Genomic DNA, 16,414 nt, shown 5'->3' with positions numbered 1-16,414 from the left:
AATTAATTATTAGAAATATGTTCGACTATGGCTGCTTCCTGAAAATCAAAATAACTTTTGGCATTGTTATAAGATATTCCCTGAACAATATTTCCGAGTAACTCCAAATCATTTGGAACCTCACCGTTTTCAACCCATTCTCCAATTAAATTACAAACCAGTCTCCGGAAATATTCATGTCTTGTATAAGAAAGAAAACTCCTTGAGTCCGTCAGCATTCCGATGAATCGGCTGAAAAGACCGACAGAAGATAATGCCTTCATCTGCTCGAGCATGCCCTCCTTTGTATCATTAAACCACCATGCTGTACCGAATTGAATTTTCCCTGGGGTTTTTCCGTCTTGGAAGCTATTAATGATACTTGCAATTACCACATTATCGCCTGGATTCAAGGAATAAATAATGGTTTTCGGGAGCTTGTTTTCCTGCTCTAATGAGTCCAGAATTTTCACTAACGGCTTTGCGATCTGGTCATCGTTAATAGAATCATAACCAGTGTCAGGGCCAAGAACTTTAAACATCCTATTGTTATTGTTACGATGAGCATTGATATGGAACTGCATCGCCCAGTCCAGCTCTGCATATAGCTTGCCAAGATAAATTAACGTAAACGTTTTGAACTTCTTTTCTGCATCAAGAGAAATAGTGCTTCCAGATATTCTTTTAGCAAAAATTTCAGCCACTTCTTCAAAGCTGGTTTCTTCATATACCATAGAATCTAATGCATGATCCGAAACTTGGCCGCCAGCAGCATGAAAAAAGTGAACACGTGATTCTAGTGCTGCAAGGTAATCTTCATAATTGGCAATCTCAATTTCAGAAGCCTCCGAAAGCTTTTCTACCCAATCTATAAAGCCTTCGCGATTTATTTCTAATCCTTTATCAGGTCTGAAACCTGGTACAACACTAACTGGAAAGTTATTCTCTTCTCTTAACTTTATATGATATTTAAGGCTATCGATCGGATCATCTGTGGTACAAACAACTTTTACCTTTGAATTTTTAATAAAATCTCTGACACGAAACCCTTCTTCGTTTAACTTCGCATTTACTTTTTCCCAAATAGATGGTGCACTTTGCTCATTCAAAATATCATAAATTCCGAAGAAACGTTGTAATTCTAGATGGGTCCAATTGTATAAGGGATTCCCTATTGTCATTGGTACGGTTCTAGCCCATGCAAGGAACTTTTCATAGTCACTTGCATTGCCAGTTATATATTCTTCTGAGATTCCATTTGCTCTCATGGCTCTCCATTTATAATGATCACCATACAACCAGGCTTCAGTAATATTTTTAAATTTCTTATTTTCATAGATTTCTTTTGGGCTTAAATGACAATGGTAATCAATAATTGGCATTTCTTTTGCAAAATCATGGAATAAAGAGATAGCGGTTTCATTTTTAAGTAAAAAGTTTTCACCCATAAATTTTTCCATAATGCACCATCCTATTCGTAAAATGTTAACGTTAACAAAAATTCATACTATTAGTCTAACAAAACTTAAAAATATTGTAAATATAAAATGTTAACGTTAACATTATTTTAAGACCTTTAAAGTATGAGTGCCATAATCAAATGACTTTCCTTCTAGTAATCCTATCAGAGTATTTGTCACTTTTACTTCTATTTCATTATCCCCTTTATTCAGGATTGCTGTCGGTCCTTCCCATTGATAGGGGGTCCAGGCTCTAACTCCAAGAGAGCGGCCATTTACTACTACCTCCAGACAATCATGAACATTTTCATCTAAATCACGTAACGCTAGGATGAAGCGTTCTGATTTTGGAAATGTGTCTAGACTTTCCGTTCTCTTAAAAGAAATCGTTCCTGCGTAATAAGGAAGCAACGGATAAGGTCCATGCTTGATCACTGACATTTCCTCAATGGTCGTGATCATTGGACAATCTTTAGCTGAAAATGAAATACCAAAATCTCCAAGTAAATAAAGAGCATCAACAATCCCGTCAAAATCATGTTGAACCGTTACTTCAATTCGAATCGTATTTTGTCCTTTCTGTAACATGGAGGTAATATTTGCCAGTTGATTACGGTGATCATACACAAAATGATCCTTAAAATGTGTCACAGCTTGATCATTAATCCATATTTGATACTCCCCGGAGATTGCTTCTTTATCCATTAACAGAGAACAGCTACTAGGAAGGGCTTCAACTTCAAATACATTTTCATACGTACAAGCAACCGGATACTGAACAGCCATTTTCATTGGCGTTCCAAACACTTGATGAAAGGATAATGGCAGCCTTTGCTGTTCTGCTAGATCTGCACATTGGTAGATGAATGTTTTTACTTGAACATTTGATCCAGATAAATTCGTTGGTTCATCTGATCCCTTTCCTTCATTTACTCTTAAAAGAAAGGTATCAAACCGTAGCGCATTGTCCTGCAAAGGCTTCATGTGCCAGGCATTATTTGCTGCCACCTCCCACAAGAAGGGCTCTGACTCAGGACGTGCTGTTTCCTTTATTGTTTCTTTATTTGGAATGATTTGAATTAAGTGGGATTGATATGGGTGAAAAAGTAAATCAAGCTTCCATCTATTCCCCACTTGTTCGGCATTCAGCAAATCGATACTGCCTGTTTCCAAATTCAATCTTTGAAATGTACAATCGTGTCCTTTTCCATCGTTTACTTGATTAAAATATAATGCCGCTTGATGTTCTTCAGCCTCCTGATTGCTAATAAAGACAATAAATGAATCATCCTGCATAATTCGTTTCTCCACAAGGAAGCTTTTGCTCTCCCCTGTAGGCTTAAATTGAATCTCTTTTGAAAGATGATTTTCTAGTAAAAAAAGTAGCATGCGATAATCTTCGTTTTCCTTTTTAGGTATAAAATAGGCATTCGTTTTACCTTTCACAGGTTGTTCGATAAGACTGGATTGGTATTTTTCTGAAAAATAATGAATCTCTGAATCTTTATCCAAGCCAAACACATTCATCATGTCTTCCACAAGATATTCGTCATTAATTTGTTCAAATGGAAGCAATCCATTTGAAATGACGACTCCACCCTGTTCAAGAAATACTTTTATTTTCCCCCAAGCTTTTATTTCTAAATTGGAGATTGGCGGAAGAATAAGGATAGAGTAGCTAGCATTCCCAATCCTGATTTCTCCATCTGTAATTTGTGCTTCAGCAAGTAATTCAGGGTCCAAATGATCATAATCGTTATGTGTTAATGTTAATTCACGGGAAATTCTTGACCAATCCTGTTTCAATTTAATTAATTTATCTTCTTCCTTCTTATTTTCTCCACCGTAGGAAAAGCTATGAAATGGGTTTCCCATCTGTGTCCATAAACTAGTCGTAGGATCAAGAACAGCAATCTTACGCAGCGGGACGCCGCAACTCATAACATAACCAAGTCGGCCAGCATAATCTCCTAGTAAACGAAAATGTTCCCAGTATGGGTTTTGAAGAAATTGTGAAGGTGGGGCATCGTGTTTTTTTAATCCATCTAATGTATAAAAAAATGCGTGAAAATTATAGAAGTTGATGCCAAACGCTCCTAACCGGTCCAACATCCATTTCGCATCCTGCAGAGTCATCGACCAACCAATACTATGAAAACATTCAATCAACGCTCGTTCTCTGCCAAGTTGATTGCTAAGTGAACTGATTAACTTCGGATTTGCCCGAAAGCTCATTCCATATTGCTCTAGAATCCACTCTAATGATCGACCAAGCTTTTCATGTGCACTATCTCCACCTGGAATATGACTATAAAGCTGTGTCGTCATACGAACTGATGGGACCTCGGCTACATATTTCAAGCCATATTCTTCACACCAATCATGTATTTTCTTATGATATGTTTTTCTTAATAGAAGATGAATTGATTGAAAATAATCATAGCGAACTTTTGCCGCCCCGCTTGCTTGATCATCAATTAGTGCATGTAAATAATCTTTTATATCATATCCATTTGTTTCTTTGAAAAAATCAGGAAGCTGAGAGGTCCAAGGAATTTTCCCTAATAATCCCGTTTCATCTGAAAACATCCCTTTGACTGTTTGGCCAAATTCTTCACTCAAGTATCGTGCATATCGATTATGGGTTAAATCAATAAATGTTTTAATTGCTTCTTCATGACAGGGATCAACAAATGTTCCATAATATTTAAAATCACTTAACTCTTCTTCTAGGAAACAATGAATCTCCCATTTTCCTTCGGGAGCCTGCCAGTTTAATCTTTTTCGTGTCGAGTAGGTAAAATAGCGCTTTTGATTGTATGCTGTTAGCCCCGTCTTTTGAAATACCGGTTCAGCCTGATAATTTCCAATATAGTCTGTTACTTCTAATGCCTGATCCCAACCTTTAGTTCCTGTCGATGGATCGATTGGTACCGCTTTTGCCGATAGTACTCGTCCCCATGGCAAATCGAGACTGCAGGATTGTCCCCCATCTATCGAAACAGTCTTGTGATTGATTTTATAATGTTTTGCATCTGGATGCTCTAATGTGACTTCTCCCCCTGCAATCCCACTTGGATACGGGTATTCATCATATAACCACACATCGAGCTGATACTTTTTAGCTGTTTCGACTGCAAACTTAACCTTGCGAAACCAATCGTCTGATAAATAGGGAATCGTTAAACCTTGTCTTGGACAGATGAAAAATCCACCCACACCTTTATCGGCCATTTCGAAAATCTGTTGATTGATTTCATTCTCTTCCATCTCCCCGTTCCAAAACCAAAATGGCTGGACACGGTAGGATGATTCCGGATTAAGAAAATCATTTTTATTAAACACTAAGCCACTAGACCTCGTTTTCACTTTTGACATCCTCCTTTTCATTGGTTTATATAAAGAGTCGCTCCTTTTTCCATTTTCAGATAATAATAGGTTTCCCCTAATGCTGATTGTGTTAGTTTAACTCCATCTCCTGTTAGTGAACAGTTTGCTGCAAACGCAGGAAGCTTCAAAGTGATTTCTGTCTCTCTTTCAGCAACAACTTCTCCACATAATGTTTGCAATTCTACATTCCATGAAACGGAAACCCTCCCTGTCATAAAACGAAAATTCTTTACTTTCCCTTTTTGCCACTTTGAAGGTAGAGCCGGTAAAAGTTTGATTATTTTAGGAGAAACAAACAGAAGCATTTCTTGGACTGCATTAATAATGCCCATACTAGCATCTAATTGGATGGGAGCTGTCTCAATTTCCATGCTCAACCCCATGTTTCTCCAATCATTGTGAACGGTGAAAAAGTTATTTAAGAGACATGAACGTGAGAGGATATCTAAGCATTCTAAAGCTTTGTCACCATCGTTCATTCTCGCCCATATACTCGACATATGTGCCAGAGACCAACCTGTTTGAGCACCTAATATTCGCTTTGAAACAGCCATTCTAAATGCTTCAAACAGTTCCTTATCTTGTTCTTCGTTAATTTCTCTACCTGGAAAAACAGGATAGATATGAGAAATATGACGATGGTTGTATCGATCATCAAAGGCAGGGTGTAACCATTCCCGAATGGCACCATCTTGATTGACTTCATACTGTGGGATACGTGTAAGCATTGCCTTCCAATTTTCAATTTCATCTAAATAAATGGATGCCTCGTTTGCTCCTTCAATTAAATGCTGTAACACTTCTTTCATTATGGCAAAATCCATTGTTGCGTTGATTGTCGTTGGCATAGGATGAGCAAGGTGCTTCCCGTCCTTCGGCATAAAATTCTCTGGAGTATTTTCTGGTGAAACGGAAGGTAGATACTGATAAATTCCATCCTCATTCATGACAAGAAAATCCTCATAAAATAGAACTACTTCCTTCATAAATGGAAGCACCTTCTCGAGTAAAAGCCTCTTATCACCGGTGTATAGGTAATAATCATAATAATGTTGTGCCAACCACCCAGCTGCTCCTGTCCAATTCATAATGACCGGGACGATTTGATTCGGTACACCAATTCCTGGAGTTGTACCCGCTGGGATATATATGCCGCGACAGCCATATAGCTTTCTAGCATTCTCTCGAAAATCATCCATCATTTCCTCATAATAGTTGAATAAAGCTGGCACAAATTCGGATAATCCCCCTACTGCTGCATGCCAATACATCATTTGAATGTTCTCATTTGCCATCCGATGACACCACATGAGATGATAATCTCCCCCCCATAGACCATACATCCCAAACGGCTGCCCGTCAGGTCTAGTTCCAGAGATAAAAAGATACCTTCCATAATTCCACAATTTCTCTATTAATTGAATAGGAGCTTCTCCTTCATAAGCATCTAGAAGGAGTTCTTCATTTGATTGATCATCTTTCACATCACTCAATTGTAAAGAAGCTGTTTGAAAGAGTTGTGAATGTATGGGAATGTGTGTTTTGAGCAAGTCTTGATAATCACCATGAATGTTTAATAGCTCTTGTTGAAGCCGCGACCATTCTTTTACATGGTCTCCTTTAATAAAAACCTTCATCATAATTTGGATATGTTCAGCATGATCACAGCGGAGAATATCATTTTCAATGATTATCTTTCCACCAGTAGGAATTATTCGTAATACTGCCCCATATTCAGTGTTATCATCATTTTTTGCTGCAAAAAAGATAAAATGATCCTCTACTTTGAGCTGAATTGTAGCTTCTAATTCTTTTACTCGCAGTTCCATGCTGCTACTATCTGTCTTATGCAGGCCAAGCTGAAGCTCTGCCGTTAGTGATTGACCTGTTGATTTTATTTCATATACAACCACATTATCAGCTCGTGAAACAAATAAATTTCGCTCAAATTGCTCTTCCCCTTCTTTCCACCTTACTAATACCTCTCCAGTTTCCATATCAACTTCTCTACGATACTGTCTAAACCCCGCTGTTTGCTGCATCTTAATTGTTAATTCAACAAGAGGTAAAAACGAGGCTAACCGAGTGCGATATCCGTTTTCTTTTAATGTATTTGTTAAATGCCAGTTTGCTTCATTGTATTTTTCTTTCTCCATTAGTTCACGTGTTTCGTTTAGCGTGTAACTAACATCAGGAAGTGTATCTTTTTTTCCCATATGCCATAGCCCTTCATGGTTGATTAATATCTTTTCCATACTCACACCACCTGAAACAGAAGCACCTACTTTGCCGTTTCCAGAGGGAAGACCCTCCCTCCACATATTCCTCCACCATGCAGCAGGATATTTCAAAGAAATGCGATTGGTGGATTGGTTCTTAACAGACATGATCTATAACCTCCCATTCTATTTTTTGTTGTAATAAAAGATCACTTGTTAAAGACAAGTGATCTCGATAATTCTATTGATCTTTAGTTCTTTTTCTAAACTTTCAATGATTCAACATTTTGGATTTCAGCTAACTTCTCCATTTCCATACTTGCTAGTAAAAATGGAGCTACTCCCATAAGATCATCACTAACGATTTGCTCACTCATATAATATTCATAGGAGCCATCTCGATACTTAGCCCCGCCAAGACCAGCACCTTTACATATACTATGGAGGTGAACACCCTCTTCATCTTCAGTAACAAAGTGTTGATGAATACCCTCATACGAACGGTTAACTACTTCCTGATCAATACCCGACAAATACCCCAGTCGGATTCCCTTTGCCAATGCATATGTCAGCATACAGGAGCCAGATGCTTCTAGATAATTGGACTTTCTACCGTTTTGATCCATTAGCTGATACCAAAGGCCGCTCTCTTGGTCTTGGACATTCTTGATCGCATGAGCCATTCGCTCAAAAATGCCCATGATTTGTCCACGCTTTGGATGATTGACTGGAAAGTGCTCGAGTGAATCCACAATGGCCATCGAATACCATCCCATAGCACGTCCCCAGATGTGGAAGGATCGTCCCGTTTCTTTATCACACCAACGTTGTTCCTTACTTTCATCCCATGCATGATGTAATAGACCTGTTTGCGGATTGCGGGTCTTTGACTCAATCATCAAGATTTGTCGTGCTGCCTCATCAAAGCATTCCGGAGCATGAAAGGTTTTTGCATATTGTGCTAAAAATGGAGATGACATATAAACCCCATCAAGCCACATTTGAAAAGGATAGATTTTTTTATGCCAAAAGCCTCCTTCACTCGTTCTTGGTTGCCCTTCAAGCTGTGTGACTAATTGTTGGATTACTTTCTCATACCTTTCCTCTCCCGTACGATCCCACAGTGAGTATAGGTTCTTTCCTTTATTAATATGATCCAAATTATATTCCTCGATCGAATAGCCTCTAATCGTTCCATTTTCTTGAATATATAGGTCCATATGTTTCCTCATGACGTGATGATATTTTTCAATGCCGCTCCATTCAGAGAGCCAGTCAAATGCCTTTAGTGTCATGCCCGCTACATATCCCCAGTGATTGGCCATTTTTGGATGGTATCCATTTTCACATTTCGATAGAATGGTATCTGCAATTTTTATTGACCATTGATTTGAATTCATGCTTCACTCTCCTCTACTACTCTATTCTTTACAACACGGGATGTAATCCTTCCCATTTCACTGACCAACTGCCATCCTGCGGAAAACCTGGACATTGATGATCAGAGCCGTCCTTCCATCCACAAACCATCATCGCAACGGCGGTTAACAACCCTCCATTACCTGGCAAGTAGGCGGTCAAACCAGGTCTTTGATAATTGTGGCCGTTTACTAGATAGGTATTTTTCGTTGCTTTCATCAATAAAAAGTCTACGGCAAGATCTCTTTCCCCCAATCTTGCAGCTGTCATGGCACACATAGGAAAATCCCAGCCCCATGCAGATTCCCAATCCCAAACTTCTTTAACTTTATATAACGTATTTCTCATAATCTCCCAATCAACTAAAGTTCCGGGTAATATACCTAAGGCTCCAAGCATAGAGGGATGATCATGATTTTTCTCAGTGAATGTATTAACACACTTCTCATGTGCCAGATAAACACCTTCTTCATGGTGTGGCTTTGCCAAGGAGACAGCTACCTTTGACCACATAGGGTTCTCCGGTACATGTAATCGTTTTGCCCATTTAATGGCGATTTCCAATCCATGCTTCCAATATTCAAGCTCATATGGCGGGTTTATGCTTTCATGAATATAGTGGCATTCCTGAGCAGGTATGAGTGGCGGCCCGAGAACATAAGCTTCTTTGTCCTCATCCCAATGTGCATACGATACCATAAAGTCCGCAGCCTCAAACACAATCGATTGAAGGCGCTTGAGAAATTCGTCAGATGGCTGGACTTGATAACACATTTCTGCTAATGCCATTGGGTGGGGCTGCTGCCAAATTAATCCCGGTGCTACCGGAGAAGGACTTTGCTTGCCATCAATTCCTACCATCTTAGGCCACCTGGCACCATCATATCCCTGTGATTCTGCTAGCTCCTTTGCCTGAGGCAAGATGGTTTGATACCATTCAAGACTATTTTCTAAGAACTCCTTCCGTCCCCATATCGGAAAATGTGCCCCATGCCACCAGTGCATCTCCAAATGGAATTTTCCAAACCAGCTATTATACATATAGCCAGTTTCTTGCGGAGGCAACGTGCCACCACTATGAATCGCAGTCAAATATTGGGACAGAACCACTCTTCGCTCCAGCTCCATTGCACGCGGGTCCGTACTTTCGGAAAAATCAAGAGCTGCTCCCGTCTGCCAAAAAGCTTCCCAGAAAGAACCGCTTGCTTCAATCACCTCTTTTGGCTTTGCAGCAGCAGGCTTATTCGGGGCAAAAGAAACGGAAAATTCTAAATGATCGGAGCTTCCGTCACCCATTAAGGTGTATTCATGTACGCCTGTTTGTTCGACTGAACCATTGCTCCAGTCCCATCTTACGTAATATTGATCCTGATCCATCTTTCGTGTCAGTAAACCTGCTTTGTCTGAAAGAGATTGATAGTCTGTTTGGTGTCTATGATCATTTTCCCAATCTGGATGTGTCGCTTTTGCCCAACTATTATGAGTAATATCTGGCGCTGGAAATTGTGTAAACACTTGAAGACGCTTCTCTTCCAGCAATGGAGATGATACTTGAACTGCTACTACATCATCATCTGAATGACAAGCCGTCCTGACCTTGACAGAGACACCGTCTACCATAAATTCACTTTCAACAGTCCCAGTCCATAGATCAAGCTTTTGATAAATGTCTGTAATCTCATCGGCTCGAATCACATGATTATTTCTTGAAAAAAAACGGAACGATACTCTCCCTAATTGTAATCTATGAGGATTTTGACGTAACCAGTGGTAAGCTTCATCCTTTCCTTCAGCTTTCATCGGATAATTAACCTGTCGTCCATACGTATCATATTTTTGAAAAACAATATCCTTTTCCGTATAGAGATTATGACCGCCCGTATAATGCCATCCCCAATTTGATTGCGTCCCAAGCGGGGTCTCATATACTTCTGGAAAGGTCTGTAACCCGGTAAAATCACAGCTAAATCCGAACTCTCTGTTTCCTATAGATAATGGTGATAACGGCTCTATTTTCTTAACTATCGGATGATGACGATCAACAATTTGTTTTCTATTTAACATGCTCTCTCCCCTACATTTAAATTACTTCTTTTTTCGCTTTTAAAATCTCCCTGTATTTACCTGGTGTAATATTGTTGCATTTTCGAAAAGCTCGAATAAAACTGTTCTCATGCTGGTATCCAACCTTAATGGCAATATCAGAAACTTTTTCATCTGTATTCACCAATAGTTCTGCAGCACGCTTCATTCTTAAATCGGTAAAATAACCGTATATCGTTTCATTCATTTCTTTCTTAAAAATAGAACTTGCCAAGCTGACACTGATGCCAATGGAATCAACAATTTCCGTTATACCGATGGGTTCATCTATATGAGCATTCATATACTCAATCATTTTCTCAATTAACAGATATTCTTTACTTGTTGCCAGTACCTGATTTTCCTGTATTAACCCATTGGCTTGTTCAGTAAGAAATCCTGCAATATCATCAAGATGGATTGTGTGCAGCTGAAGAAAGAAATCTCTTCCTTTCCTTATTTCCTTATCCTCATCTTGTCCAAATCGAAGAGATTGCTCACCTATCTTCTTGACGATGGATAGTGTTCTTTCCGGCTTTAAACGACTTTCTCTAATCTCATCTATTATCTGATTTATTAGGCAGCTTGTACGTACACTGTCTCCTGTTTCAATCGCTTCTGTTAATTGATTTAGAACTTTACCATTAATCGATGTTTTTCGAGTATCCTGTTGCGTAAATTCGTCAAATTTCAATAAACTTCCATATCCGGAATACAGCCTGTTCCCAAGAGCTGTTTCTGCTTCATGGATAGCCTCTAACAGTCTGCCAAAATCAGATTTCTGACTGCTGATTCCGATGGATATACTGAACTCTAGTAATTTTTGAACAGCAGAAAGCGCTTCCCCTAATTTGTTGTCTAACAGTTTTTCATCTGAACTCGGGTGAAGAACAATCATTAACTTATCCTTCCCTAGATCAATGCACTCGCTATGTGAATATAATGCTAAGGTTTCAGTAAGTATATTAACTAACGCAAATTTTAATAGAGAGTGATCAGAGTTTGGGTATCGACAGGACCATTTATAAAAATGATCAATAGAAATGATAGCCGCCTTTAACGGTATATTAAATGACTCTTGGAAATATCCCTGACATTTTTCTCTAATCTCTCTCGGATTTGTTATATTTTTATGATAGATATCGCTTAAAAACTTAGCGGATGCCTCAGCTCGAACCTTATGTATCATATTTGACAATTGAGCATGATCATTTAATAGTTCTCCTGCCAGCATTTCCAGGTGAAGCAAATCATGAAAGTCGATATCTCTTTGCCCTATATTAAACAGTGCTTTAATTCTCCGAATTGGTCTAAAGGCAATAGAATTAATATAAAATATCGCAACACCGCCTAATAACAAAGCGATGATAGAGACTGAAAGAACAACCTGACCGACTTTCTTTGATTTGGCTAGTAAACTATCTTGAGGAACGAGAGAAACATATTTCCAGCCAGTTAGTGAAGAAGTATTATGACTGACGAGAAACTGCTGGCCTTTATAGGTGATATCTCCCAAATGTTTTTCATTTAATTCCGCTACGGCACTTACAACCGCTTTCGTATCAAGCTTAGGACTAGATGGAGAAGAAGTAGAATAAATCAGTTCATTATTTTGATTAATAATAAAGCGGGCGGTGCTTAAATTTTCAATATTCGGTGAATTAATCGGTTCAAACAAGTCTGGGTATCCAAGATTTATTGCAACGATTCCTTTGAACTCACCTTGGATCATGATTTTTCTAAAAAGTGTTACTCCTGAACGATCGTATTTTGTACCATCAAAAACAGTTCTCTTTTTGACAATCATCATTTCATCACCGAACTCATCAGCTACATCCACCCATTTTGAATCGAAAAATGTGGACTTACGGGAACTAAAACCTTGTGGCACCGATACAAAACTACCATGTTCGATATCATAGATGTAAATACTATTGATGTAGGATGAACTATTGGTAAGAGTAGATAATAGCTGGTAAATTTCAGTAATATTACTATAGGAATTCTGTATATCGCTCTTCAAAAACTTATAAACATTTGTGTTTAATGCAACCTCAATCGCAATGTTATCGCTTTCACTAATGTGTTTATCAATAAAGTCAATACTAACCTGAAGCATTTGCTGCTGAGGTTCGTTTAACTCCTCCTGCAGCACTGACTTGGACGTTTCATAGGATGTGATGCTCACGATAAGAATAATAAAGAAAACAGCAATCGTTAAAAACAAAATCAGCCTTGTCTCGGTTTTATGAAATGAATATTTCAGCCATTTTTGGAAAGATTGGACCATTTCGTTTCAACCTCCTTTATCGGCATTATACTACATATTCATTTACAGTTGGGGAAGGTTTATCCTATATTTACATTTCCAACCAGTTTTACTTGACTTTTAAGCATTCTCATTGTTTCGGTCCCTGCCAATAGAACAATACCGATTCCATGTGTATCATTCAATTTCCATGGAAGCTCATGCTTATAATAGAAATTGCTAAACGAATAACTTGATCCTTGACATACACCATATACATTCCCTTGTTTATCAATAGTCCTTTCGGTTAACCCCTTCCACCCTGACAGGATAGCCTGTATATAGGGTTCTTTGTCATCTATCCAACCGAACCGAACTCCATTCGCAAAAGCATAGATAAACATGGACGTACAGGAGGATTCTTCATAAGACTCAGGATCCGTTAATACTTGGTGCCAAAGTCCATGGCTTCCTTGAACCTTCAAACATCCTTCAGCAAATTGGCGATAAAATGCCAAAATTTCTTGGTAATGCTCATGATGTTCAGGGAGTACTTTCAATAATTCCGTTAATGAAAATAATACCCACCCATTTCCTCGGCCCCATGTTGTTAAAGTAGGTTTCTTTTCTTTCACATGATACACATGTGACATAAGTTGGTTTTCTTCTATATAAAGATAGTTCTTGTAGAGCAAAAGCTGTCTAGCTGCCTCATCTACATAGCTGCCATCTTTAGTGAGTTCAGCATACCGCAACAAAAACGGAACACTCATGTACATATCATCACACCACATTGTATTGTCCATCTTTCGAGAGACACCAATCTGACGATATAACGCTCCATCTTCTAAGCGGCTCTGCTGATTCATGATATAATCAGCTATTGTCTCTGCGATTTTCCCGGCACCCTTTAAAGGACGTTGTTTATTTGCTAGGAGCATCACAGCACCAAAGGAACCACAATCATCAAGACTATCAATATCAGAAAGTTGATTGTTTACACCAGCTGCACCATATTGTTTTTGATCCCATTTGGAGTATTCATATCTCGATGTGGCAAATTCAATATGATTTAATACGTAATCAATCACTTCAGGCTTAGAGAATTCTTTTGCTACTTCCAATAAACCATAGAGCGTAACACCTAAAGGATAATTCCATTTACCAAATAGCGGGTTTTCAAGAAAAGCTCTCACATTGTCTCCGTTATCCGAGCACCAAAATAAGCTTTCACGATCTTTATTGATGGCTACGGTGTCCATTGACATATAGTCAGAAATCTTTATCGTTTCATCTTTTGAAAATGGCCCTAAATAAAGCCATGGACTTGAGGTCCCTTTTACATCATGTGGTAACTGGAATTCAGCATGATCAGAGATAAGCTTTAACGTAAAACCCCAATTATGGTTTCCACACTCGCTTTCGATAACTACATCATGTAATCCGATCGGTACGGTTACACTTATGTCCATTTCACCTTGCTCTTCATACTGAAATAACTTTTTACCATTAACGAAGAGCTTGAGGGGACCGTATGTTTTCCCTTTAAGGATAAGAGGTTCTAAGGAGCAACATTCTATCTTTGTCCATGCATAAGCGGAATACCCTTTTTTCAACCCATAAATGTTTGCAAGCTGCCCATCATTTTCTGACAATCGTGTTCTTTTTGGAAACCAATTACAGCTTGTTGAGAATTCCCTGCATGATAAGGATGGGATTACATCCAGCGTTTCCTCCATTGGCAGGGTATAGATCCAACCTTCCTCCCCATCTCGATCAAGAGAAGGGGAGAAAAAATGGTAAGGGTAATTTTTACGGTTCCCTGTACCAAAAACCGCTCCACATCCATGTAATCCTTTTTCAATTTCAAGAACAAAATGATTCCAGCCCTTAACTAAATCTAATGAAAGTCTAATATCGCTTGATTCCTCTTCATGTGTAGACCCAAATCTTTTGACACCATTATGGTACAAGCGAACAGGCCCTAAGCATGTGAGAAGAAAAGGAAAGGTATGATCCTCTTCTGCCCACAGCTTCGCCCAAGCATACACTTTTTGTCCAGGCTGAATTTCTGGGTACATCTCTAATACAGGAAACAAATATCGATGATGTTGATCCTTCTTAATTGCATTCTTTCTTGTTACCCGATATTCAGGGGGTCTGGAAGGATTTGTTCCAATATAGCGCTGAGCGACTGTCAAAAGAATATCTTCAATATTATGCGAATGTGACATGCTTATTTCTTTGGAGAAATAATTAAACTGTTTCAAAATAATTCTTCGCCTCCACTTGAAGCGTACTCTTTTTGGTTAAGGACTTCGTCAATCGTAATGGGGCGATGTTCTTTCACTGATTTCCAGACAGCTTCACCTGTTGCTACAGAATAGGCCCCATCAATGGCACCAGACAATATTTTGTACGGTCTGCGATGGTTTTCTCCTAAAAAGAGATCTTCTAGGAGCAGAGGATCTCCTCCTCCATGACCTCCTTCACGATGGACAACATGAATGGTTTCCTTAGAACCGAATAAAGGGAAATAATCAATCGTTTGTATTGGTGTAGGAAAAGGAATCCGACCTCTTGCATGGTACTCAACTGTTTCCAACCTGCCTTTTGTTCCGTTGATTGCAAGACGGTACCCTTCATATGGAAGGGAGAAGTTAACCGAGTAACTAAGTAGTGCGCCTCCATTGTATTTGACCGTTGCTGAATAGGTGTCCTCGATATTGATTTCTGAATCATATATACATTGATCCGGCCGATAATCGGTATAAGAGTATTTATTCCCTTCAGCTTCTAGTGAACCAAGGTGATCATCCGGTACTTGAAGCTGTTCCTTCCTTGAGTTCCATCGTGAGTAATAGGCACAGTCCTCTGTATAGTTGCATGTTTCGCAATGTCTGCCGTCCTCTTTTTTAGGATTTAATTCACCATTTTGCCCATAATAGTTAAGCGCTCCATATGCAAAAACTTCAACAGGTTTTTGATCAATCCACCAATTAACCAAATCAAAATGGTGTGTGCTCTTATGAATCGATAATCCGCCAGAGAGTTCTCTTAATCTGTTCCACCTTTTGAAATAACTTGATCCATGATGTGTATCAATATACCAATTCAAATCAATTGAAGTTACTCTACCAATCTTCCCATCCTTAATGATTTCTTTGATTTTGGTATGTATAGGTGAATATCTGTAATTAAAGGTGACCGTAACCTTCCCCATGCTTGCTCGTTCAGCATCTAACACTCTTCTACAATCTTCGCCTGTTGTAACCATTGGCTTTTCTGTAATAACATCTAAGTTTCGTTCTAAGGCGGCGATGATATACTTTGCATGGCTATCATCACGTCCAGCAACAATAATTACATCTGGTTTCGTTTCATCAACCATACGATCAAAATCTGTTTCTCCATATGTTTTTACAGAAGAATATTCTGGAAATCTCGTTTGAAATAATTCAAACCGTTTCGTGTCACGATCTAATAACCCGACAATTTCACAAGTTTGAGAAAAGGTAGTCGTAATCGGCTTAACAAACATACCTAAGGCTCTCCCGCTTACACCGCAAATCGCATATCGTTTCATCCATTTCAACCCTTTCAAGAAATTACCGTTT

8 protein-coding genes are annotated in these 16,414 nt (G+C 38.8%); all 8 read right to left on the bottom strand.

The genetic code is table 11. The annotated features are described in order from the left end of the window. Positions 1-2: 2 nt before the first annotated feature. Positions 3-1,439, bottom strand: coding sequence for a glucuronate isomerase (gene uxaC, locus H0184_RS14275; protein ID WP_260631575.1), 1,437 nt, complete (start codon positions 1,437-1,439; stop codon positions 3-5). A gap of 102 nt (positions 1,440-1,541) precedes the next feature. Then, positions 1,542-4,808 (bottom strand): glycosyl hydrolase, encoded by a 3,267-nt coding sequence (locus H0184_RS14270; protein WP_221826400.1) that lies wholly within the window; start codon positions 4,806-4,808, stop codon positions 1,542-1,544. 17 nt (positions 4,809-4,825) lie between these two features. Further along, entirely contained in the window at positions 4,826-7,216 is a 2,391-nt protein-coding gene (locus tag H0184_RS14265; protein WP_221826398.1) for a glycosyl hydrolase family 95 catalytic domain-containing protein, read from the bottom strand. 95 nt (positions 7,217-7,311) lie between these two features. Further along, positions 7,312-8,448, bottom strand: a complete 1,137-nt coding sequence (locus H0184_RS14260) for a glycoside hydrolase family 88/105 protein (protein WP_221826397.1) — start codon at positions 8,446-8,448, stop codon at positions 7,312-7,314. Between the two features lie 28 nt (positions 8,449-8,476). Further along, positions 8,477-10,531 carry a glycoside hydrolase family 65 protein gene (locus H0184_RS14255; protein ID WP_221826395.1) on the bottom strand — a complete coding sequence of 685 codons (2,055 nt, stop codon included), beginning with the start codon at positions 10,529-10,531 and terminating at the stop codon, positions 8,477-8,479. Positions 10,532-10,547: 16 nt separating this feature from the next. Next, a complete protein-coding gene (locus H0184_RS14250; RefSeq protein ID WP_221826393.1) occupies positions 10,548-12,839 on the bottom strand; it encodes an AraC family transcriptional regulator in 2,292 nt (763 codons plus the stop codon). Positions 12,840-12,898: 59 nt separating this feature from the next. Continuing rightward, positions 12,899-15,067 (bottom strand): glycoside hydrolase family 88/105 protein, encoded by a 2,169-nt coding sequence (locus tag H0184_RS14245; protein ID WP_260631574.1) that lies wholly within the window; start codon positions 15,065-15,067, stop codon positions 12,899-12,901. Then, positions 15,064-16,383: a Gfo/Idh/MocA family protein gene (locus tag H0184_RS14240; RefSeq protein WP_221826386.1), complete on the bottom strand. Its 1,320-nt coding sequence runs from the start codon at positions 16,381-16,383 to the stop codon at positions 15,064-15,066. The genes H0184_RS14245 and H0184_RS14240 overlap by 4 nt, the downstream gene beginning before the upstream one ends. Between the last annotated feature and the right edge of the window lie 31 nt (positions 16,384-16,414).

Origin of the sequence: Neobacillus niacini, from assembly GCF_019749295.1 — a bacterium.
Classification (GTDB): Bacteria; Bacillota; Bacilli; order Bacillales; family Cytobacillaceae; genus Neobacillus; species Neobacillus niacini_D.
Note: the sequence above shows the minus strand (reverse complement) of the source record. Positions and strands in the feature narration are given on the sequence as shown.